This is a genomic window from Kitasatospora sp. NPDC088346 (assembly GCF_044740765.1).
GTDB lineage: Bacteria > Actinomycetota > Actinomycetes > Streptomycetales > Streptomycetaceae > Kitasatospora.
The window spans coordinates 1-20,599 of the sequence record NZ_JBIURH010000056.1 but is presented as its reverse complement, the minus strand read 5'-3'; the positions used below and the strand labels follow the sequence as shown (position 1 = coordinate 20,599).

The 20,599-nt window shown below is 74.2% G+C and carries 18 protein-coding genes; 9 read left to right on the top strand and 9 right to left on the bottom strand.

Annotated features, from left to right (window positions below):
* The first annotated feature begins 12 nt into the window (after nt 1–12).
* Nucleotides 13–972: a 2-phospho-L-lactate transferase gene (gene cofD, locus ACIOFR_RS36715; protein WP_401004310.1), complete on the top strand. Its 960-nt coding sequence runs from the start codon at nt 13–15 to the stop codon at nt 970–972.
* Nucleotides 969–2,258 (top strand): coenzyme F420-0:L-glutamate ligase, encoded by a 1,290-nt coding sequence (locus tag ACIOFR_RS36710; RefSeq protein ID WP_401004308.1) that lies wholly within the window; start codon nt 969–971, stop codon nt 2,256–2,258. Before cofD ends, ACIOFR_RS36710 begins: the two co-directional genes overlap by 4 nt.
* A gap of 31 nt (nt 2,259–2,289) precedes the next feature.
* Here the strand turns inward: ACIOFR_RS36710 and ACIOFR_RS36705 are convergent, their stop codons facing one another.
* Both ACIOFR_RS36705 and ACIOFR_RS36700 read right to left on the bottom strand, forming a co-directional pair.
* Nucleotides 2,290–3,198 carry a DNA-3-methyladenine glycosylase family protein gene (locus ACIOFR_RS36705; protein ID WP_401004306.1) on the bottom strand — a complete coding sequence of 303 codons (909 nt, stop codon included), beginning with the start codon at nt 3,196–3,198 and terminating at the stop codon, nt 2,290–2,292.
* A 129-nt stretch (nt 3,199–3,327) separates the two neighbouring features.
* Nucleotides 3,328–4,479: a peptidoglycan recognition protein gene (locus ACIOFR_RS36700; protein ID WP_401004304.1), complete on the bottom strand. Its 1,152-nt coding sequence runs from the start codon at nt 4,477–4,479 to the stop codon at nt 3,328–3,330.
* Between the two features lie 101 nt (nt 4,480–4,580).
* On the opposite strand from ACIOFR_RS36700, the gene ACIOFR_RS36695 reads away from it, so the two are divergent.
* From ACIOFR_RS36695 to ACIOFR_RS36680, 4 genes are all read left to right on the top strand, one after another.
* Nucleotides 4,581–5,372, top strand: coding sequence for a TIGR03089 family protein (locus tag ACIOFR_RS36695; protein WP_401004302.1), 792 nt, complete (start codon nt 4,581–4,583; stop codon nt 5,370–5,372).
* Between the two features lie 34 nt (nt 5,373–5,406).
* Nucleotides 5,407–6,705 carry an LCP family protein gene (locus tag ACIOFR_RS36690; protein ID WP_401004300.1) on the top strand — a complete coding sequence of 433 codons (1,299 nt, stop codon included), beginning with the start codon at nt 5,407–5,409 and terminating at the stop codon, nt 6,703–6,705.
* Between the two features lie 130 nt (nt 6,706–6,835).
* Nucleotides 6,836–8,554, top strand: coding sequence for an LCP family protein (locus ACIOFR_RS36685; protein ID WP_401004298.1), 1,719 nt, complete (start codon nt 6,836–6,838; stop codon nt 8,552–8,554).
* A gap of 210 nt (nt 8,555–8,764) precedes the next feature.
* Nucleotides 8,765–10,234 carry an LCP family protein gene (locus tag ACIOFR_RS36680; RefSeq protein WP_401004296.1) on the top strand — a complete coding sequence of 490 codons (1,470 nt, stop codon included), beginning with the start codon at nt 8,765–8,767 and terminating at the stop codon, nt 10,232–10,234.
* 7 nt (nt 10,235–10,241) lie between these two features.
* Here ACIOFR_RS36680 and ACIOFR_RS36675 read toward each other — a convergent pair whose 3' ends face one another.
* Nucleotides 10,242–10,865: an acyltransferase gene (locus tag ACIOFR_RS36675; RefSeq protein WP_401004294.1), complete on the bottom strand. Its 624-nt coding sequence runs from the start codon at nt 10,863–10,865 to the stop codon at nt 10,242–10,244.
* Nucleotides 10,866–10,920: 55 nt separating this feature from the next.
* Nucleotides 10,921–11,961 (bottom strand): glycosyltransferase family 2 protein, encoded by a 1,041-nt coding sequence (locus ACIOFR_RS36670; protein WP_401004292.1) that lies wholly within the window; start codon nt 11,959–11,961, stop codon nt 10,921–10,923.
* A gap of 140 nt (nt 11,962–12,101) precedes the next feature.
* Between ACIOFR_RS36670 and ACIOFR_RS36665 the strand changes: the two genes are divergently transcribed.
* Nucleotides 12,102–13,655, top strand: coding sequence for an LCP family protein (locus ACIOFR_RS36665; RefSeq protein WP_401004290.1), 1,554 nt, complete (start codon nt 12,102–12,104; stop codon nt 13,653–13,655).
* A gap of 73 nt (nt 13,656–13,728) precedes the next feature.
* Here the strand turns inward: ACIOFR_RS36665 and ACIOFR_RS36660 are convergent, their stop codons facing one another.
* From ACIOFR_RS36660 to ACIOFR_RS36645, 4 genes are all read right to left on the bottom strand, one after another.
* Nucleotides 13,729–16,245, bottom strand: a complete 2,517-nt coding sequence (locus ACIOFR_RS36660; RefSeq protein ID WP_401004288.1) for an ABC transporter permease — start codon at nt 16,243–16,245, stop codon at nt 13,729–13,731.
* A 69-nt stretch (nt 16,246–16,314) separates the two neighbouring features.
* The gene (locus tag ACIOFR_RS36655; protein WP_401004286.1) at nt 16,315–17,103 is read right to left on the bottom strand and encodes an ABC transporter ATP-binding protein; all 789 of its coding nucleotides are present in this window, start codon (nt 17,101–17,103) and stop codon (nt 16,315–16,317) included.
* Between the two features lie 333 nt (nt 17,104–17,436).
* The gene (gene ssuE / locus ACIOFR_RS36650) at nt 17,437–17,991 is read right to left on the bottom strand and encodes an NADPH-dependent FMN reductase (protein WP_401004284.1); all 555 of its coding nucleotides are present in this window, start codon (nt 17,989–17,991) and stop codon (nt 17,437–17,439) included.
* A gap of 234 nt (nt 17,992–18,225) precedes the next feature.
* A complete protein-coding gene (locus ACIOFR_RS36645; RefSeq protein ID WP_401004335.1) occupies nt 18,226–18,303 on the bottom strand; it encodes a putative leader peptide in 78 nt (25 codons plus the stop codon).
* A gap of 161 nt (nt 18,304–18,464) precedes the next feature.
* Here ACIOFR_RS36645 and ACIOFR_RS36640 point away from each other — a divergent pair, with 161 nt between their 5' ends.
* The gene (locus tag ACIOFR_RS36640) at nt 18,465–19,856 is read left to right on the top strand and encodes an LCP family protein (RefSeq protein WP_401004282.1); all 1,392 of its coding nucleotides are present in this window, start codon (nt 18,465–18,467) and stop codon (nt 19,854–19,856) included.
* Between the two features lie 79 nt (nt 19,857–19,935).
* Nucleotides 19,936–20,427 (top strand): hypothetical protein, encoded by a 492-nt coding sequence (locus ACIOFR_RS36635; RefSeq protein WP_401004280.1) that lies wholly within the window; start codon nt 19,936–19,938, stop codon nt 20,425–20,427.
* A gap of 52 nt (nt 20,428–20,479) precedes the next feature.
* Here ACIOFR_RS36635 and ACIOFR_RS36630 read toward each other — a convergent pair.
* Nucleotides 20,480–20,599 (bottom strand): acyl-CoA dehydrogenase family protein (locus tag ACIOFR_RS36630; RefSeq protein WP_268932840.1); only part of this gene is annotated, 120 nt, incomplete at its 5' end.

Here is a 20,599-nt window from a genome sequence, read left to right as displayed (position 1 = left end):
CAGGATGAGCGCATGCGCATCGTGGCACTGGCAGGCGGAATTGGTGGGGCGCGCTTCCTGCGCGGGCTGAAGGAGGCCGTCGCCCCGGGGGACGAGATCACGGTCATCGGCAACACCGGTGACGACATCCATCTGTTCGGGCTGAAGGTCTGCCCCGACCTGGACACCGTGATGTACACCCTGGGCGGCGGCATCCACGAGGAGCAGGGCTGGGGCCGGGCCGGGGAGACCTGGTCCGTCAAGGAGGAGCTCAAGGCGTACGGGGTCGGGCCGGACTGGTTCGGTCTCGGCGACCGGGACTTCGCCACCCACATCGTCCGCACCCAGATGCTGGCCGCCGGCTACCCGCTGAGCGCCGTCACCGAGGCGCTGTGCGACCGCTGGCAGCCGGGCGTACGGCTGATCCCGATGAGCGACGACCGGGTCGAGACCCACGTCCGGATCACCGACGAGGCCGGCGCCCGGGCCGTGCACTTCCAGGAGTACTGGGTCCGGCTGCACGCCGCCGTGGCCGCCGAGGCGATCGTGCCGGTCGGCGCGGACACCGCGAAGCCGGCCCCCGGGGTGCTGGAGGCGATCGCCGCGGCCGACGTCGTCCTCCTCCCGCCGTCCAACCCGGTGGTCAGCATCGGGACCATCCTGGCCGTGCCCGGCATCCGGCAGGCCGTCACCGCGGCCGCCGCGCCGGTGGTCGGGCTCTCCCCGATCGTCGGCGGCGCACCCGTGCGGGGCATGGCCGACAAGGTGCTGGCGGCGGTCGGCGTGGAGTCCACCGCCGGGGCCGTCGCCCGGCACTACGGTCCGGACCTGCTGGACGGCTGGCTGGTGGACACCGCCGACCGGGACGCGGTCGCCGGTGTCGAGGAGGCGGGCATCGCCTGCCGCGCCGTCCCGCTGCTGATGACCGACGTCGCGGCGACCACCGCGATGGCCCGGGCCGCGCTGGAGCTGGCCGAGGAGGTCCGGGCGTGATCGCCCTGCATCCGGTCCACGGGCTGCCCGAGGTCGGCGCGGGCGCGGACCTCGCCGAACTGATCGCGAAGGCCGGCGAGTTCGAGGACGGCGACATCCTGCTGGTCACCTCGAAGATCGTCAGCAAGGCGGAGGGCCGCCTCCTGCGGGCCGACGACCGGGAGGCGGCGATCGACGCCGAGACCGTCCGGGTGGTCGCCCGGCGCGGGACCACCCGGATCGTCGAGAACCGCAACGGGCTGGTGATGGCCGCGGCCGGCGTCGACGCCTCCAACACCGCGCCGGGAACCGTCCTGCTGCTGCCCGAGGACCCGGACGGCTCCGCCCGCGCCCTGCGCACCCGGCTCCAGCAGCTCACCGGCCGCCGCCTCGCCGTGGTGATCACCGACACCTTCGGCCGCCCCTGGCGCAACGGCCTCACCGACGTCGCCATCGGCGCGGCCGGCCTGCCCGTCCTGGAGGACCACCGCGGCCGCACCGACAGCCACGGCAACCAGCTGGCGATGACCGTCACCGCCACCGCCGACGAACTCGCCGCCGCAGCCGACCTGGTGAAGGGCAAGGCCACCGGCACCCCGGTCGCCGTGGTGCGCGGCCTGGCCGGCCTGGTCACCGTCGAGGACGGCGAGGGCGCCCGGGCGCTGGTCCGCTCCCCCGCCGAGGACATGTTCCGGCTCGGCACCAGCGAGGCCGTCCGCGAGGCCGTCACCCTGCGCCGGACCATCCGCTCCTTCACCGCCGAACCGGTCGACCCGGCCGCCGTCCGCCGCGCGGTCGCCGCCGCCGTCACCGCGCCCGCCCCGCACCACACCACGCCCTGGCGCTTCGTGCTGCTGGAGAGCGCCGCGGTGCGCACCGCGCTGCTGGACGCGATGCTCGCCGCCTGGCAGCGCGACCTGCGCGAGCTCGACGGCTGGGACGGGGAGAAGGTCGCCCGCCGCACCGCCCGCGGCAACGTGCTGCGCGACGCGCCGTACCTGGTGGTGCCCTGCCTGGTGATGGACGGCTCGCACGCCTACCCGGACCCGCGCCGGGCCGCCGCCGAGCGGGAGATGTTCACCGTGGCGATCGGCGCGGCCGTGCAGAACCTGCTGGTCACCCTGGCCGGCGAGGGGTACGGGTCGGCCTGGGTCTCGTCCACCATGTTCTGCCGCGACACCGTGCGCGGGGTCCTGGACCTGCCCGCCGACTGGGACCCGATGGGCGCCGTCGCCGTCGGCCGCCCGGCCGAGGCCCCCCGGCACCGGCAGCCGCGCGGTGCCGAGGAGTTCGTCACGGTCCGCTGACGTCCCGCCGCCCGCACCCGCCGCAGCCGCCTCAGCGGCCCCGGTGGTCGTCCGGGGTGAGGCGCGGGCCGTAGCGGGGGGCCCGGGCGCCGGTCAGCAGGAGCAGCCGGCAGACCCGGTGGCGGTGCGGGCGGTAGGGCTCCAGCAGGGCGAGCATCTGCTCGTCGTCGCTGCGGGGCCGGCCGGCCAGCGCCCAGCCGACCAGGTCCGGCAGGTGGTAGTCGCCGACCGGGACGGCGTCCGGATCGCCGTTGCTGCGCTGCAGGGTCTCGGCCGCCGTCCAGGCCCCGATGCCGGGGACGGCGGTCAGCCGGGCGAAGGCCTGCGGTGCTTCGAAGCCGGCGGCCTCCTCCAGCCGGGCCGCCAGCCGGGCCGCGCGGACGACGGTGGCCGAGCGCTTCGGGTCCACCCCCGCCCGGTGCCACTCCCAGCTCGGGATCAGCGCCCACTCGCGGGCGGAGGGCGCGACCCGCAGCCCCTCCAGCGGGCCCGGCGCCGGGGTGCCGAAGTCGCGCAGCAGGATCCGCCAGGCACGGTACGCCTCGTCGCCGGTGACCTTCTGCTCCAGCACCGCCGGGACCAGCGACTCCATCACCAGGCCGGTGCGGCCGATCCGCAGCCCCGGGTGGGTGCGCTGGACCTCCCGCAGCGGCCCGGGCGGCAGCACCAGCCCCGACGGGTCGTCGGCCGCGCCCAGCAGCGCGGGCAATTGCCCCAGCAGCCAGTCGGCGCCGGGGCCCCAGGCCCGCCCCTCCACGCCGTCGCCGGACAGCGCGATCCGGAGGGTGCCGGGCCCGGCCGGCGTGCGGGAGGCCCGCCAGACCGCGCCGTCACCGGTGGTCCGGAAGGCGGGGTCCGCGGGCCCCCGGCGCAGCGGGAACAGGATCGCGGGCAGGTCGAGCGGGAATCCCGGCCGCCACCGCCGTACCGTGCCCGGCATCGCCGTCACCTCTTCCGCCGTCCGGACCACCTGCCGTCCGGACCACCTGCTGTCCGGACCGACCGCCGTCCGGGCCTTCCGCCGTCCGGAGTCGGGCCACCGGAACGATACGCCCGCGGCGCGGCCGGCTCAGCGGCCCTGGAGCTTGGCCGCCCGGCTGCGGATGTCGCCGAGTCGGCTGTAGAGGGTGCCTCCCGGGCACTCGGTGGCGAAGGCGTCCCGGTGACCGGAGATCGTTTTGAAGCTGACCGAGGTGCCCTTCTTGTACCTGCTGCCGTCGGAGGCGGAGACCAGCGTGGTCGAGCCGGCGGCGTCCTGGTCGGTCAGGCCGAGCTTCCAGGCGGCGATCTTGACGATGCCGTCCTGCTGGGCCTGCGGGGCGCTGGCGGAGCCGAAGCTGCCGATCGCGGCGACCCCGGAGCTGGCGGTGTTGAAGCCAAGGGTGTGGGCGCCGAGCACCGGCTCGATCACCCCGCCGGCCCGGCCCTCGAAGATGGTGCCGCAGCGGTCGACCAGGAAGTTGTAGCCGATGTCCCGCCAGCCGTTGGACTGCACGTGGTACAGGTAGATGGAGCGGATGATCGCGGCGCTGTCGGAGCAGGAGTAGTCGTTCGCGGTGTCGGTGTGGTGGACGAAGACGGCCTTCACGGGGTCGGTGTAGACGAAGCCGGGCTCGCGGATGGACTCGTCCGCGCCCCAGCCCGAACGGGTGACGATGCCGGGACGCGGCCCGGGGTGTTCGACGGACGGCAGGACCCGCTCGGCGGCGGTGGCGGACGACCCGCCGGACGCGGTGACGGCGGGGCCGCTGCCCGGGTCGACCAGCTCGGCCCGCAGGCCGGCCGGCAGCGGACGGCCGGCGCTGTGCACCCGGACGGCGACACCGTTGCTGGTGCCGACCCACAGGGGTGCGGTCGACCCGCGGCCGATCGGCTCGTCGGGGCGGTCGTCGGCCTCGACGTCGAGGTCGCGCCAGCCGCTCCACCGCCCGGTGGCGGCATTGCGGGTGCGGACCTGGACGGTGCCCTCCAACTGGGCGGTCGGGTCGTCCCAGCTGACGCCGACCAGGGCGAAGGACTTGGTGGACTGCGAGTCGAGACTGCGATCGGCGCCGTCCGCGGGGCCGCCGCTGCGTCGACTCTCGGTCAGGGGAAGGGCCGTCACCCCGCCCGGCGCCGCCCGGCTCTCCCCCGGGATCGCGTCCGCACCGGCGGCCACGGAGGGGAGGAGCAACAGGACGGAGGAGCCGGCAGCGAGCGCGGCGAACTGAGTAAACCTCATGAATCGGATATTGACGGCAAATCACTCATCCCGCCACGTCGAGCAACGCCGGTGATCACCCTCCCGGCGGAGCACTCCGAGGCCGTAGGCTGGACCGCACCATGACTGCGCCTTTCGCTGCCGACGCCCGTACCCCCGCCGAGCTGCTGAACGCCTATCTGCGACCCGGGCCCAACGATGCCGACTCCTCCCGCCCCCTGGTCACCTTCTACGACGACTCGACCGGCGAACGCGTCGAGCTGTCCGCGAGAACCTTCGACAACTGGGTGGCCAAGACCGCGAACCTCCTCCAGGACGAGCTGAACGCCGGCCCCGAGGACCGGGCCGCGCTCCTGCTGCCCGCCCACTGGCAGACCGCCGTCTGGCTGCTGGCCTGCTGGTCCGTCGGGGTCACCGTGATCCCCGGCGGCGAGCCGGCCGACGCCGACCTGGTGGTCAGCGGCCCGGACGGCCTCACGGCCGCCGAGGCCTGTACCGGCGAACGGGTGGCCCTCGCACTGCGCCCGCTCGGCGGCCGCTTCCCGCAGCGCCCGGACGGCTTCCTCGACTACGCCGCCGAGGTGCCGGGCCAGGGCGACCGCTTCGCGCCGTACTCCCCGGTCGACCCGCAGGCCCCCGCCCTGGAGACCAGCACCGACGGTCTCCCGCTCAAGCTGACCGGCGAGCAGACCGTCGAGCTGGCCCGGGCCGGCGCCGCCCGCCTCGGTCTGGGCCCCGGCGACCGGGTGCTCAGCACCCTCTCGTACGAGGACTGGACCGGCCTGGAGGCGGGTCTGCTGGCCCCGCTGGCGGCCGGCGCCTCGGTGGTGCTGTGCCGCAACTCGGACCGGCTGACCTCCGACCAGTGGGAGAAGCGGATCGAATCCGAACGGGTGACTCTGCGGCTGAGCTGATCCGGACCGCCGCGCCGGGGTACGGATCCCGGCGATGGCAGTGGAGCAGGAGGACGGCGAGCGCCCCCCGACCCCCCAGGGAGAGGGGCGCCGCCGTTTCCTGCGGCGGCACTGGCTGGCCCTGCTCGCCGGACTGCTGTCCGTGCTGCTGCTCCTCGGCGGCACGCTGGCCTGGCTCGCGTACCGCAAGCTGAACGGCAACATCGAGACCGACGCCGCCACCGTCACCCTGCTCGGACCGGAGTCGGACCGTCCGACCCGGACGGCGGACACCGCCGAGAACATCCTGCTCATCGGCAGCGACGACCGCAGCGGCGCCAACGGCGCGTACGGCTCCACGGCCGGGCAGCGTTCGGACACCGTGATCCTGCTGCACCTGGCGGCGGACGGGCGGCGGGCCACCGCCGTGTCCGTCCCGCGCGACGTGATGGTCACCGTGCCGCCGTGCGAGCTGCCGGACGGCACCCGGACCCGGGGCGGCCTCGCGCAGTTCAACGCGGCCTTCGACACCGGTGGCCCGGCCTGCACCATCCGGACCGTCGAGCAGCTGAGCGGCATCCGGATCGACCACCACATGATCGTCGACTTCACCGGGTTCAAGCGGATGGTGGACGCGGTGGGCGGGGTCGAGGTCTGCGTCCCCACCGAGATCCACGACCGGGACGCCCACCTGGACCTGCCGGCCGGACGGCAGCTGCTGCACGGCGAGCAGGCCCTCGGCTGGGTGCGGGTCCGCGAGAGCCTGGGCAACGGCAGCGACACCGACCGGATGGGACGTCAGCAGCAGTTCCTGGCCGCGCTGATCCGCAAGGTGCAGTCGCAGGGCGTCCTGCTCAACCCGACCAGGCTCTGGCCGCTGCTGGACGCCGCGACCTCCTCGATCACGGCCGACCCCGGGCTGAGCCGCCTCGGCGCGCTGTACGACCTGGCGCAGCGGCTGCGCTCGATGGCGCCCTCGGACATCGTCTTCCTCACCACTCCGCGGCGGCCCTACCGCTTCAACGCCAACCGGGACGAGTTCGTCCAGCCGCAGACCGACCAGCTCTTCGCGGCGCTGCGGGCGGACCGCGTGGTGGCGGTCCGGCCGAGCGCCGGCCCGAGCGCCGAGCAGAGCGGTGGATCCGGCGCACGCCCCGCGCCGGATCCGAGCGCCGGGCCCGGCCCGAGCACCGGCCGCACGCCCGGCCCGACGCCCCGCCCGACGCCCGGTGTGACCCCGGCGCCGACCGCCGGCAGCGGGCCGGGCACCCCCTCCGGCACCGGCGCCCCCGGGACGCCGGCACCGCTGGAGGGCCGGACCGCCGACCAGCCGGACGCCTGCGCGGCCGGCTGAGCCGCCGCCCGGTTGGGAACGTTATGTGAAGGCGGCCCAGGTGATTTCGCCCCTTTCGCCACAGATCGCACGTGTGGCAGCTGTCACACCGTGACCAATCCGGCGATGCCGCTCGTCTAGGGTGTCCGGGGTGAACAGCGGACACCGGCATCCGAACCACCTCGCGGACCCGTTCCCCCAGGAGGTCGACCCGGCCGATCAGTGGGTGCTCGACCCGCAGACCGGCGAGTTCCGCCTGAACCTGGACGGTCCCCCGCTGGCCGGTGTTCCGGCCCAGCCCGGTCCGGGACGGGCCGCCGCCCGGGCCCGCACCGCCGAGCCCGGCACCCGCCCGGCCCCGGGGCCGCAGGCCGAGCCCGGCCCCGAGGGCGGCGGCCGGGCCGCCCGCCGCCGCAACAGCCGCTCCAAACCTCGTGGCCGCCGCGCCCTCAAGTGGACCGCCGGCGTCGCCGCCCTCGTCCTGGTCGCCGGCTGCGGCGGCGCCTACTACGCCTACCAGCACTTCAACGGGAACATCAGCTCCGTCGAGGTGCAGGTGGGCAGCGAGGCCGAGCGCCCGCCGGCCGTCGGGGACGCGCTGAACATCCTGGTCATCGGCACCGACAGCCGGGTGGGCCTGGGCCGTGAGTACGGGGACGAGGGCAGCGCCGGGCACGCCGACACCACCCTGCTGTTCCACGTCGCCAAGGACCGCAGCAACGCGACGGTGATGAGCATCCCGCGCGACCTGATGCTGCCGATCCCGGAGTGCAGGACCGGCACCAAGAAGATCCCGGGCAGCGCCCGGGCGATGTTCAACACCAGCCTCGGTCAGGACGGCCGGGACCCGGGCTGCACCTGGATGACGGTCGAGCAGACCGCGAAGATCCGGATCGACCACTTCATGATGGTCAACTTCGACGCGGTGAAGAGCCTGTCCACCGCCGTCGGCGGGGTCGAGGTCTGCGCCGCCAAGGACATCAACGACCCCGACTCGCACCTGACGATGACCAAGGGCAAGCACGTGGTGCAGGGCGAGGACGCCCTCGCGTTCGTCCGCACCCGGCACGCGGTGGGCTTCGGCGGCGACCTGACCCGGATCCCGCTGCAGCAGCAGTTCATCAGCTCGATGATCCGGAAGATCAAGAGCAGCGACACCCTGACCAGCCCGACCAAGCTGTGGAGCCTGGCCGACGCGGCCACCAAGGCGCTCACCGTCGACTCCGGCATCGGCAGCGTGGACAAGCTCAAGGACCTGGCACTGGAACTGAGCAAGGTCGACACCAAGAACATCACCTTCACCACCGTGCCGGTGCTGGACGACCCCAAGGACCAGGGCCGGCTGGTCCTCAAGCAGCCCGAGGCCGGGCAGCTGTTCTCGATGATCGCCAACGACCGCTCGCTGACCGAGGTGCAGCAGGCCGCCGACGCCGCCGCCGCCCCGAGCGAGGCGCCCTCCCCGGCCGCCCCCGCGGCGCCGAGCGGACCGCCCGTGGACGAGGCGGCCGTCCGGGCCACCGTGCGCAACGGCACCGGGCAGGCGCAGCAGGCGGCCAAGGCCGTCACCCTCCTCCAGGGCAAGGGCTTCACCCGGGCCGCCACCGGCGGCAACGCCGAGGCGGCGGCCACCAGCACGGTGTCGTACCCCGCGGGCAAGGCCGACCAGGCCAACGCACTGGCCGCGGCGCTCGGTCTGCCGGCCGCCGCCGTCCAGCAGAGCTCCAAGCTCGGGCCCAAGGACTCCCTGGTGGTGGTGCTGGGTCAGGACTACACGGGCGGTGGAACGGCGGCCGCGGCCGCCGTTCCGACCGAGGCCCCCAAGGACCTCCAGCGGGTCCAGGCGGACGACACGAACGTCTGCGCGAAATAAAGTTCGTTCCGACTGCACACCATTCCCACCTCTCGCGCGTGTATACGAGTGGGGCCCACGGTCCGGGGCCCGCTCGGACGACGGGGGGCAGGTATGGACGAGGGCACGACGGCCGGAGGCGGCCGCGCCGCCGCCCGGCGGGCGGCGGGGCGTCGCGGGCGGCGCCGGCGACGGGCCCGGCGGACCGGTGTCCGCCGGTGGCTCAAACCGGTGGCGCTGAGCACCACCGCCTTCGTGGCGGTGAGTTGCGGCGCCGGCTACCTCTACCTCAGGCACCTGGACGCCAACATCCAGCACGCGCCGCTCGGCGCGGGCAACCCGCCGCCGCCGGCCGGCCAGGCCGACGCCGAGGGCCGGGTGGCGATGAACATCCTGATCATCGGCACCGACAGCCGCAAGGGCCTCGGCGGCGGGTACGGCGACCGCGAGAACACCGGCGCCGGCAACAACGACGTCAACATCGTGCTGCACGTCTACCCGGACAAGCGCGCCGCCGTCGCCCTCGACCTGCCCCGGGACACCCTGATCGACCTGCCGAAGTGCACCGACCCCGGTGGCCGGAGCTACCCGGCCAAGACCCACCGCCCACTGAACGAGGCGCTCGGCCGCGGCGGACCGGGCTGCGTCCAGGACACCGTCCAGTCCATCACCAAGCTCAAGATCGACCACTACGTGCTGGTCAACTTCCAGGGCGTCAAGGACATCACCGACGCCGTCGGCGGCGTGGACGTCAACCTCTGCCAGCCGATCAGGGACCGGGACTCCGAGCTCGACCTCCCGGCGGGCCAGAACAGGCTCAGTGGCGAGCAGGGCCTGCAGTTCGTCCGGACCCGGCACGCCGTCCAGGACGGTTCCTCGCTCGGCCGGTTCGCGATGCAGCGGGCGTTCCTCTCGGCCCTGCTGAGGAAGGTCACCGACCAGGGCACCCTGCTGGACCCGACCAAGGCCTTCCCGATGATCGACGCCGCCACCAAGTCGATCATGGTGGACGACCCGATCGCCGGTACCACCAAGCTCGTCGGCCTGGCCCACGGCCTGCGCAACATCAAGCCCGCAGAGGTCAGCTTCGTCCAGCCCCCGATGGCCTTCACCCCCGACGAGCAGGACCGGGACCTGCGGCAGAAGGCCAAGTTCGTCCAGCCCGGCGCCGACCGGCTGTTCGGGATGATCCTCGCCGACCGGACGCTGAACGGCACCGAGGACCACACCGGCGGCGCGGACCAGGCCGCCGTGCCCTCCCCCGCCACGCCCGCCGCACCGGCCGCGCCGGCCGCTCCGGCGGTGGACCCGGCCACGGTCACCGTGACGGTGCTCAACGGCACCCCGCAGTCCGGCCTGGCCGTCGGCACCAGCGACCGGCTCACCGCCCTGGGCTACCACTCCTCGCCCGGCACCGGGGCCGGGAAGAACGTGCGGACCAGCGGCGTCCGTTACCCCCGGGCCGACCAGAAGGCGGGTGCGCTCGCCGTCGCCGCGGCGCTCGGCCTGCCCGCGGAGGCCGTGACGGCGGGCGGCACCGGCCGGGCCGTGGTGGTCACCCTCGGCACGGACTACCGGCCGGACGCCGGCGGCAGCACCCCGGCGGCGCCCGCGGCCGCCCCCGCCGCGGTGCCCTCCGACGTCAGCGTCCACCAGGGGGACGAGAGCACGTGCGTCCAGGGCTGGACGGGGACGCACTGACCGCGGGTCAGGACACCGGCGCGAGCAGCCCGTCGCTCTCCAGGTACTCCTCGCCGGTGCGCGGGCAGCGCCACCGCCCGCCGCCGGCGTCCTCCAGCGGCTCGCCGGCCCGGCCCACCCACTTGATCCGCCGCGCAGGCACCCCGGCGACCAGGGCGAAGTCGGGAACGTCCCGGTGCACCACCGCACCGGCCGCCACCAGGGCCCAGCGCCCCACCGTCACCCCCGCGACCAGCACCGCCCGGCCGCCGATCGAGCAACCCCGGCGGAGCGTCACCCCGCGGGCGTGCCAGTCGTCGCCGCGCTTGAGCCGGCCGTCCACGTCCACCGAACGCGGGTACAGGTCGTTGGTCAGCACCGCCGCCGGGCCGATGAACACCCCGTCCTCGACCACCGCGGGCTCGTACACCAGGGCGTGGTTCTGCAGCTTGACCCGGTCGCCGATGCGCACCCCGGGGCCGACGTAGGCACCCCGGCCGATGATGCAGTCGGCCCCGATCTCGGCGTCCTCGCGCACCTGCGCCAGGTGCCAGACCGTGCTGCCCGGGCCGATCGCCGCCCGCTCGTCCACGTCCGCACTCGACTCGATCCGGACGTCCGCCCGGGCCGGCGCCCCCTCAGCAATCCCCATGGCGGGGACGATAGCGCCCCGGGCACCGGGCCCGGGGCGTTATCGGCGAGTCGGCTCAGCTGTTGTCGGCGGCCGGCGTCATCGGGGCCGGGGCGGTGCTCGCGATCACCCGGCGGGCCAGCGAGCGCGGCGAGGTGAGGAAGCCGAATCCCCAGCTCATGTGCATGGTGACGAGCGCCACCGGCAGCTGCATCCGGGCCTTGGCGGACATCCCGCGGGCCTGCAGTGCCGAGCCGCCGAGGATGGCGGCCAGGTAGCCGAACGGGACGGCCAGGAAGGCGGGGTGCACGGCGGCGCCGAGCACCAGGCCCGCGACCACCGCGGTCAGCGCGACCGGCGGCGCGAGGTAGCGCAGGTTGACCGAACCGCGGTGGTACCGGGTCACCACCCGGCGCCAGCGCCCGTAGTCCTTGTACTGCTTCGCCAGCGCCCGCACGCTCGGGCGCGGCCGGTAGGTGACCCGCAGCTGCGGGCTGAACCAGATCAGGCCGCCGTCCTGGCGGATCCGGTAGTTCAGCTCCCAGTCCTGGGCGCGGATGAACTCCTCGTTGTAGCCGCCGGCCTTCTCCAGCACCTCACGGCGGAAGACGCCCAGGTAGACGGTCTCCGCCGGGCCGGCCAGTCCGCCCGTGTGGAACGCCGAGTTGCCGACCCCGATCTTCGAGGTCATGGCCGCGGCGACCGCCTTCTCCCACTCGGTCTCGCCCTCGGCGTGCATGATGCCGCCGACGTTGGCGGCGTCCATCTCGTCGAGCAGCCGGACGGCGGTGCCGATGTAGCCCGGGGTCAGCAGCCCGTGGCCGTCCACCCTCACCACCACCGGGTGGCTGGAGCCGCGGATCGCGGCGTTCAGCCCGGCCGGGGTGCGGCCGGTGGGGTTGGGCACGGTGCGCACCCGGGGGTCGGCGGCGACCAGCTCGGCGGCGATCTCGTCGGTCCGGTCGGTGGACGGACCGAGGGCGATCACCACCTCCAGCTCGCCCGGGTAGTCCTGTTCCAGGATCCGGCGGACGGCGGTACGGAGGTGACGTTCCTCGTTGAGCACCGGCATGATCACGGAGACCGCCGGCAGCTCCTCAGCAGCCTTGGTGTTCATCGCGCCCCACCGTACCGGCGCGGGGTCGCCGTTGTCAGATGGGGGTTGGCGCTGACGTCCCACCGCGGCGATCCGGCTTCGCCCCGACGCGCGGCGCGCCCTGGGCCGCCGTTCGCCGGGCCGCCCCTACCATCCTGAGGATGCCCTCCACGCCAGCGCGCCGAAGCCGCCCGCCCCGCAGCCGGTGGGGCCAGTGGGCGGCGGGCGCCCTCTCGCTGGCGGTCCTGACCGCCTCGGGCGGGGGCTGGGCGATGGTGCACGGCGTCAGCGCCTCGATCGGCCGGGTGGACGCCTTCAGCGGCGACCACGAACGCCCCGAGGACGACGGGGCCATCACGTTCCTGCTGGTGGGGACGGACGAGCGCGAGGGCATCCCCGCGGCCACCCTGAAGGACGTCCTGCACGCGGGCGGCGAGTCCTGCCACTGCACGGACACCATGATGCTCGTCCAGCTCGCCGGGGACGGCGGCCGGGCCACCGTGATCAGCATCCCGCGCGACTCCTACGTGGACATCCCCGCCCACCAGGACCTGGCGACCCGCCGGCAGGTGCCGGCCGGCAAGGGGAAGATCAACGCGGCCTTCGGGATGGGCGGCGCGGCCCTCACCGTGCAGACCGTGGAGCAGAACACCGGCCTGCGGATCGACCACTACCTCCAGGTCGACTTCCTCACCTTCGTCAGCACCGTGGACGCGGTCGGCGGGGTGGACGTGTGCAGCGCCAAGCCGCTCAGGGACGAGTACTCGGGCCTGGACCTGCCCGCCGGCAAGACCCGGCTGGACGGGGCCGGCGCCCTGAAGTACGTCCGGGCGCGCTACGTCGACGGCAGCGCCGACCTGGGCCGGATGCACCGCCAGCAGAAGTTCCTCGCCCAGCTGCTCCGGCAGACCACCGCCGGGGACACCCTGCTCGACCCGGCCAAGCTGGCCCGGGTCACCGACACCGTCCTGCGGTCGGTCAAGGCCGACCAGGACCTGAGCAGCGAGGACCTGATCCGGCTGGTCGGCCGGCTCAAGGACCTCTCGGCAGCCGAGGCCGACTTCACCACCGTGCCGCTGGCCGTGGTCGACCACCAGGTCGCCGGCTGGGGCTCGACGGTGCTCTGGGACCGTCCCGCCGCCAAGGTGCTGTTCGACGCGGTGCGGCACGGGCGGCCGCTGACCGAACGGCCGGGCCACCCGCCGGCCACCGCCACCGCCACCGCCACCGCCGCGGGCCCTGCCGCCACTGCCGCTGCCGCTGCCGGCACCGTGCCGCCCGGGCAGATCCATGTCCGGGTGCTCAACGGCACCGGGGTGCAGGGCCTCGGCGCCCGGGTCGACACCGACCTGCACGCGGCGGGCTTCGCGACCACCGGAACGCCGGGCAACGCACCCGCGGCGGCCCGGACCACCGTGCGCTACGACCCGCGCTGGGAGGAGTCGGCACGGACGGTCGCGGCGGCCCTGCCGGGCGCCGAGCTCCTCGCGGTGGCGGATCTGGGGGCGACCGTCGAGGTCGTGGTCGGCGGCGACCACCACGGGGTCGCGGAGGTGCCGGCGACCGCGCCGCCCCCGGCCCCCTCCGCGCCGTCGACCTCCGCGCCGTCGACCGCCACGCCGGCGCCCGTACCGCCCGGTCCGTCGGTGGCCCGTCCGTCGGTGGCCGGTCCGTCGGTGGCCGCCGAGACCGGCTCGGAGATCAGCTGCCCCTGAGCGCCGTCCGGCGCCGGGCACGGCCGAGGGGCCGGGCACACGGCCCGGCCCCTCGGTGGTGCGGTGGTGCGGATCAGTCGGTGGCGATGGCCGCCAGGACGTTCATCCGGCCGGCCCGGAAGGCCGGGACGAGCGCCGCGAGCAGGCCGATCACCGCCGAGGCCACCAGGATGGACACGATCGTCCCGGTCGGAACGGTCAGCACGTCCAGCCCCTGGTCCGCCAGCACCCTGCGGGCGGTGACGCCCCAGGCGAGGCCGAGGCCGCAGCCGAGCAGGGCGCCGAAGACCGCGATCACCACGGACTCCAGCCGGATCATCCGGCGCAGCTGGCGGCGGGAGAGGCCGATCGCCCGCAGCAGGCCGATCTCCCTGGTCCGCTCGACCACCGACAGGGCGAGGGTGTTGATCACGCCGAGCACGGCGACCGCGATGGCGAGGCCCAGCAGGCCGTAGACCATGTAGAGCAGCTGGTTGACCTGGCTCTGCACGAGGTCCTTGAGCCCGGCCTGGTCCTGCACCTTGACCTGCGGGTAGGCCTCCAGGGCCCGTTGCAGGTCGGCGAGCGTGCGCGCCTTGTCGGCGCCGGCCGCGGCGGTGCCGAACATGACCTGGGTGGACGGCAGTTCGGCGGTGGGCACCACCTTCGTGACGGTGTCGACGGAGGTGAAGAACTGCTTGTCGAAGAAGGAGTTGCCGAGCTCGGTGACGGCCCCGACCGGCAGGCTCTGGGTGCGGCCCTGGCCGTAGTCCACCGTCACCTGGTCGCCGGCCTTGAGGTGGTGGCCCTTGGCGAAGTTCTCGTCGACCGAGATCCCGCCGGTGAAGACGTCCTCGGCCCGGCCGGAGGCCACCGGCATCCGGAACGCCTCCGCGAAGTTCGGCGTGACGGCCAGCAGTTGCGACTCGGTCTGCCTGCCGTCCGGGGTGGTGAAGGTGACCGGCATCGCCCGCTCCTCCACCAGCGCCTTCAGGCCCGACGTGCCACGGGCCGCGTCGGCCATCGCGGGGGTGAGGATGCCGTGTGCGGTGACGATGTAGTCCGCGCCGACCGACCGGTCGATCTGGGCGTTGACCGAGGTCACCATCGAGTTGGTGACCACCGAGGCGCCGGTGACCACGGCGAGGCCGATCATCAGGGCGGCCGCGGTCGCACCGGTACGGCGCGGGTTGCGCATCGCGTTGCGCTGGGCCAGCTTGCCGGACGGTCCGAACAGCGCCGGCAGCGCGGCGCCGAGGACCCGGACCACCCCGGTGGACAGCAGCGGGCCGAGGACCACGAAGCCCACCAGCGTGAGCACCACCCCGGCGCCCAGCGGCAGCCCGCCCTCGGCGGCCTTGTCGGCCAGGCCCGCGACGACCAGGCCGGCCGCGCCGAGCCCGGTGAGGACCAGCCCGACGACGGTGCGGATCCGGTTGGCCGAGGCCTCGGCCGGGGTGCCGTGGTCGCGCAGCGCGGCCATCGGCGAGATCCGGCTCGCCCGGCGGGCCGGGATCCAGGCCGCCAGCACGGTGATCAGGATGCCGACCAGGTACGAGGCGACCGGGACGGTCCAGGTGATCTCCAGCGAGGAGGCGTCCAGGTTCATCCCGGCCAGCTTCATCAGCTGGATGAGCAGGACGGCGAGGCCGAGACCGGCGGCCAGGCCGAGGGTGGAGCCGAGCAGGCCGAGGATCAGGGCCTCGATCAGCACCGAGCGGTTGACCTGCCTGCGGCTGCCGCCGAGGGCGCGCAGCAGCCCGATCTCCCGGGTGCGCTGGGCGACCAGCATGGAGAAGGTGTTGATGATCAGGAAGCCGCCGACCAGCAGCGAGATGCCGGCGAAGCCGAGCATCACGTACTTCATGAAGTCGAGGAAGGAGCCGACGCCCTTGGCGCCGTCGGCCTTCTGCTCGGCGGCGGTCTTGGCCTGGAAGTCGTTTCCGAGCGCGGCCAGGGCGTCCGACTTGAGCTGCTCGTCGGTACGGCTGCCGTCGCCGAACAGCTCGACCGAGGTGTAGGCGCTCTGGCCGAGCAGGGTGCTCTGGGCGGTCGGGGTGTCCAGGAACGCCAGCGCCGCACCGGGGTTGGTGGTCCGGAAGGTGGCGATGCCGGCGATGGTGAAGTCGTGGCTGCCGGTCTCGTTGATGATCCGGATCGCGCTGCCCAGGCCGAGGTGCGCCTTCTTGGCGGTGTCCGCGTCCAGCACCAGGTCGCCGGCGCCCTGGGGGACGTGGCCGGAGGTGATGTCGACGGAGTTGCGGGGTGAGTCGGTCCAGTTGGCGGTGATGGTGGGCGCGCCCTGGGTGGGCCCGATCTCCTTGTTGGCGACCGGGTCGATCAGGGCGGAGGTCTGGGTGAGGACCTGGCCGAGGGCGCTGCGGACGCCGGGCAGGCCGGCCAGCTGGGCCGCCGTGGCCACCGGAACGGTCCGGGCCTTGGCCCCGCTCGGCGGGCCGCCGGCGTCCTCGTCCGTCGGCCGCTGGACCGAGAGGTCGGAGGCCGTGGAGGCGAACAGCTTGTCGAAGGTGCTGGTGGCGGTGTTGGCGAACACCAGGGTGCCGGACACGAAGGCGACCGACAGCACCACCGCTATCAGCGAGAGGATCATGCGCCCCTTGTGGGCGAAGAAACTCCGGAGTGAGGTCTTGAGCAGCATGGGAGTAGTCCGACCTTCGAATCAGCTCGTGCGCTTGCCGTCGAAACGGCGCATGCGCTCAAGGACGGAGTCCGCGGTCGGGGCGTGCATCTCGTCGACCAGCGCGCCGTCGGCGAGGAAGAGCACCCGGTCCGCGTAGCCGGCGGCGACCGGGTCGTGGGTGACCATGACGATGGTCTGGCCCAGCTCGTCGACCGAGCGGCGCAGGAAGGTCAGCACCTCGGCGCCGGAGCGGGAGTCGAGGTTTCCGGTCGGCTCGTCACCGAAGATGATCTCCGGGCGGGCGGCCAGGGCGCGGGCCACCGCGACGCGCTGCTGCTGGCCGCCGGAGAGCTGGGTCGGGCGGTGCTTCAACCGGCCGGCCAGGCCGACGGTGTCGATCACCTGCTCCAGCCAGGCGGCGTCCGGCTTGCGGCCGGCGATGTCCATCGGCAGCGTGATGTTCTCCAGCGCGTTGAGCGTGGGGAGCAGGTTGAAGGCCTGGAAGATGAAGCCGATCTTGTCCCGGCGGAGCCGGGTGAGCTGCTTGTCCTTCAGCCCGGTGATCTCCGTGTCGCCGATCCAGATCCGGCCCTCGGAGACGGTGTCGAGTCCGGCCAGGCAGTGCATCAGGGTCGACTTGCCCGAGCCCGACGGGCCCATGATCGCTGTGAACCGGCCCTGTTCGATGTCCACGTCGACAGCGTCGAGCGCCGTCACCCGGGTCTCCCCGGCGCCGTACGCCTTGGTCACCTGGCGCGCACTGGCCGCCGTGGCCGCCTGCCCGCCGGGAAGCCGATCGCCGTGCACGGCCTTCGCTGCCGTCGTCACTGAAGTCTCCTCGTTGTTCCGGTCCACCCGTTGCCCCCCAAGCCTCGCGGCCGTGACCGGTGCACCGACATGGTGCTGGCACCCGTCCTCGGCCTGCGGCCGGCACCACCATCGGGTGGCGCGGGGGGATAAGGAACACGTTAGGAGAATCCGGGGGACAGAACCTCCTCCGCCGGGAGGAAGCCGGTGGGCCGGGAGATGTACGGGGTGTGCGACCGCTCCCCCTAGGGGATCGCGGAAACCGGGTGAGGGTCGGTCCGGACGGCGGGGGCCGGCACCCGGCCCCCGCCCGCCCGGCCCCGCCCCGGCGGGCGGGCCGCGACCGCCGCCGGATCAGCCCGCCAGGGCCGGCTCGGCCCGCCGCTCCAGCGCGCCGGCGAAGGCCTGCACCACCGGGGTGAGCAGCACGTCCGTCTCCCGCTCGATCGCGGTCGACCCGTCCTCGCGGACCGTGATGTGCCGGTCCAGCACGAACCAGCCCTGGGTGATGTGCCCGGCGCCCATCGCGCTGAGCACCGGGCGCAGCGCGTAGTCCACCGCGAGCACATGCGCCGTGGAGCCGCCGGTGGCCAGCGGCAGCACGGTCTTGCCGCGCAGCGCGTACTGCGGCAGCACGTCCAGCAGGGCCTTCAGCAGGCCGGAGTAGGCCGCCTTGTAGACGGGGGTGCCGATCACCACGGCGTCGGCCTCGGCGAACAGGGCCGCCGCGCGGGCCAGTTCGGGGTGGGAGAGGTCACCGGAGAGCAGGGCGTCGGCGGGCAGGCTGCGCACCTCGAACGGGACCACGTGGTGGCCCTGCGCGGCGAGCCGGGCGTCGACGTGGCGCAGCAGGCGGGTGGTGCGGGAGGTCGCGGACGGGGAACCGGAGACGGACAGGACGGTGGCCATGAGTTCACCTCGGGACGGGGCGGTGCCGGTCGGCGGGCACCGTGACGGGAAGCGGGTCGGCCGGCGCGGGACGGGTCCGGCGACCGCCGGGCGGTGGACCGGCGGCGCCGCGGGCGCGCAACGGGCGTCAGCGGGACGGGCTCAGCGCGCGACGGCGGGCGGGCGGGAGGCCCGGCCGGTGGCGCTCGGCGAGCGGGGAGGCAGCGGTGGCGCGGACTCAGCCACGACGCAGGTTCAGCCGCAACACAGCGCACCGGACACACGCACCAGGTCGACGTGCCGCCGACGCGTGAGGATCCGTCGCTGTTCCATGCCCGCCATGCAAGCACGCGCGTTTTGGGACGGTCAAGGTTGGTTCCATCAGCTGAACATTCCGCCGGAACGATCCGGGCCCTGCATCAGCTCTGTTACAAGCGGCCTCGCGGGCCACCCCGGAGCACTGAGGGCCCCGGGTTTCGGGCATCCTTCCCCACATGAACACGTGGCAGGAGGACCGCCCGGGCGGCGGCGGATACGGGTCGTACGGTCAGGGCCAGGGCGGTCCGGCGGGCCGGACCCCGGGGTACGGCGGCCCCCAGGGCGGTCAGGGCCACGACGGCTACGGCGGCCCGGGCGGCTCCGGCGGCCGGGGGTACGGCGCGGCCGCGGAGCCTCCGCTGCCGCCCGAGCTCAACCCGCGCGGCGCGGGGGCCCCGGCGCCGGCCGCGCCCCCGGCGCCCTCCGCGGTGCCCGGCAGACCGGTGCCCCGCCAGCACCCGGTCCGGCCGGCTCCCGGCGGCCCGAGCGGGCCGACCGGCCCCGGTGGTCCGACCGGTCCCGGTGGCCCCGGTGGCCCCGGTGCGCCGGTGGCGCCGCCGGCCGCGGGCCGCTCGCGCTGGCCGCGCCGCCGCAAGATCAAGGTCGCCGCGCTGGCCGTCGTCACCACCCTGCTGGTGACCGGCATCGGCACGTACTTCTGGGCCGACTCGCAGCTCAACCACGAGAACGTGCTCGCCGGGTACGCCGGCCGGCCCGCCGAGGGCAAGGGCACCAACTGGCTGATCGTCGGCTCCGACAGCCGGGCCGGGCTCTCCGACGCGGACGAGGACTCGCTGCACACCGGCTCCGCCGAGGGCAAGCGCAGCGACTCGATGATGATCCTGCACATCGGGGACAACGGGAACACGCTCATGTCGATCCCGCGCGACTCCTGGGTGCAGATCCCGGCGCACGCGGACACCGGCGGCAGCGGCAAGACCGTCCCGGCCTCCACGTCCAAGATCAACGCGGCCTTCGCCCGGGGCGGCGGCCGGCTGCTGGTGCAGACCGTCGAGTCCAACACCGGCATCCACATCGACCACTACGCGGAGATCGGCTTCGCCGGGTTCGTCGGCATCGTCGACTCGGTCGGCGGCGTGGACATGTGCATCGAGCAGGCCGTCTCCGACAAGGACTCGGGGCTGAACCTGAAGGCCGGCTGCCAGACCCTCAGCGGCTCCCAGTCGCTGGCCTTCGTCCGCCAGCGGCACCAGATGGCCGACCAGGACCTCGGCCGGATGCGCAACCAGCAGAAGTTCCTCGGCGCGCTGGCCAAGCAGGCGGCCTCCCCCGCCACCCTGCTCAACCCGTTCACCTTCTACCCGATGGTGAGCTCGGGCCTCGGCACGCTGATCGTGGACGAGGACGCCGGGCTGACCGACCTCGGCTCGCTCTTCCTGGCGATGAAGGGGGTCTCGGGCGGCGAGGGCAAGAGCATCACGGTGCCGATCGGCAACGCGGACTTCCACACCCCGACCGGTGAGTCCGCGGTCAAGTGGGACCCGGCCAAGTCGAAGCAGGTCTTCGAGGCGATGAAGAACGACAGCCCGATGCCCGACGTGAAGTAGCCACCGGACGTGGGTGGTTGACGGCCCGTCGGCGCGTCGCGGGCCCCCGGCGCGCGGGGATGCGATCACAATGTGGCCCATGTCGCTGGTGACCGCACTCATCTCCCGCCGCCGCCACCGCCTGCTCGGGCGGCTGGTCCGGGAAGTCCTCGCGCTGTACGGGATGGAGGTCCCGGCCGCCGTCGAGATCGGGCCGGGGCTGACCGTCTTCCACCGGGGTTTCGGGACCGTCCTGCACCCGTACACCACGCTGGGTGCCGACGTGACGCTCTACAACGGCGTCACCGTCGGCCGGGCCGACCCGTGGGTGCCGCAGGAGCAGAGCCCGATGCGGCGGGTGGTGCTGGAGGACGGGGTGGTGGTCTGCGCCGGCGCGAAGATCATCTGCAAGGAGGGCGTGCTCACCGTCGGCGCCGGGACGGTCGTCGGCGCCAACGCCGTCCTCACCCGCTCGACCGGCCCGAACGAGATCTGGGCGGGCGCGCCGGCCCGGTGCCTGGGGCTCCGGCGGTCGGCGGACCGGTCGCCCCGGATCCCCGGCGCGGCGCAGGGCGGGCCGGCGAGGCCCTGAACGGGCCCCCGCGCCGGGGGTCGGTGCGGGGGCCCGGGGCGTACCCGACCGGCTACGGCAGGTTGCGCGCCATCACGATGCGCTGCACCTGGTTGGTGCCCTCGTAGATCTGCGTGATCTTCGCGTCCCGCATCATCCGCTCCACCGGATAGTCCCGGGTGTACCCGTACCC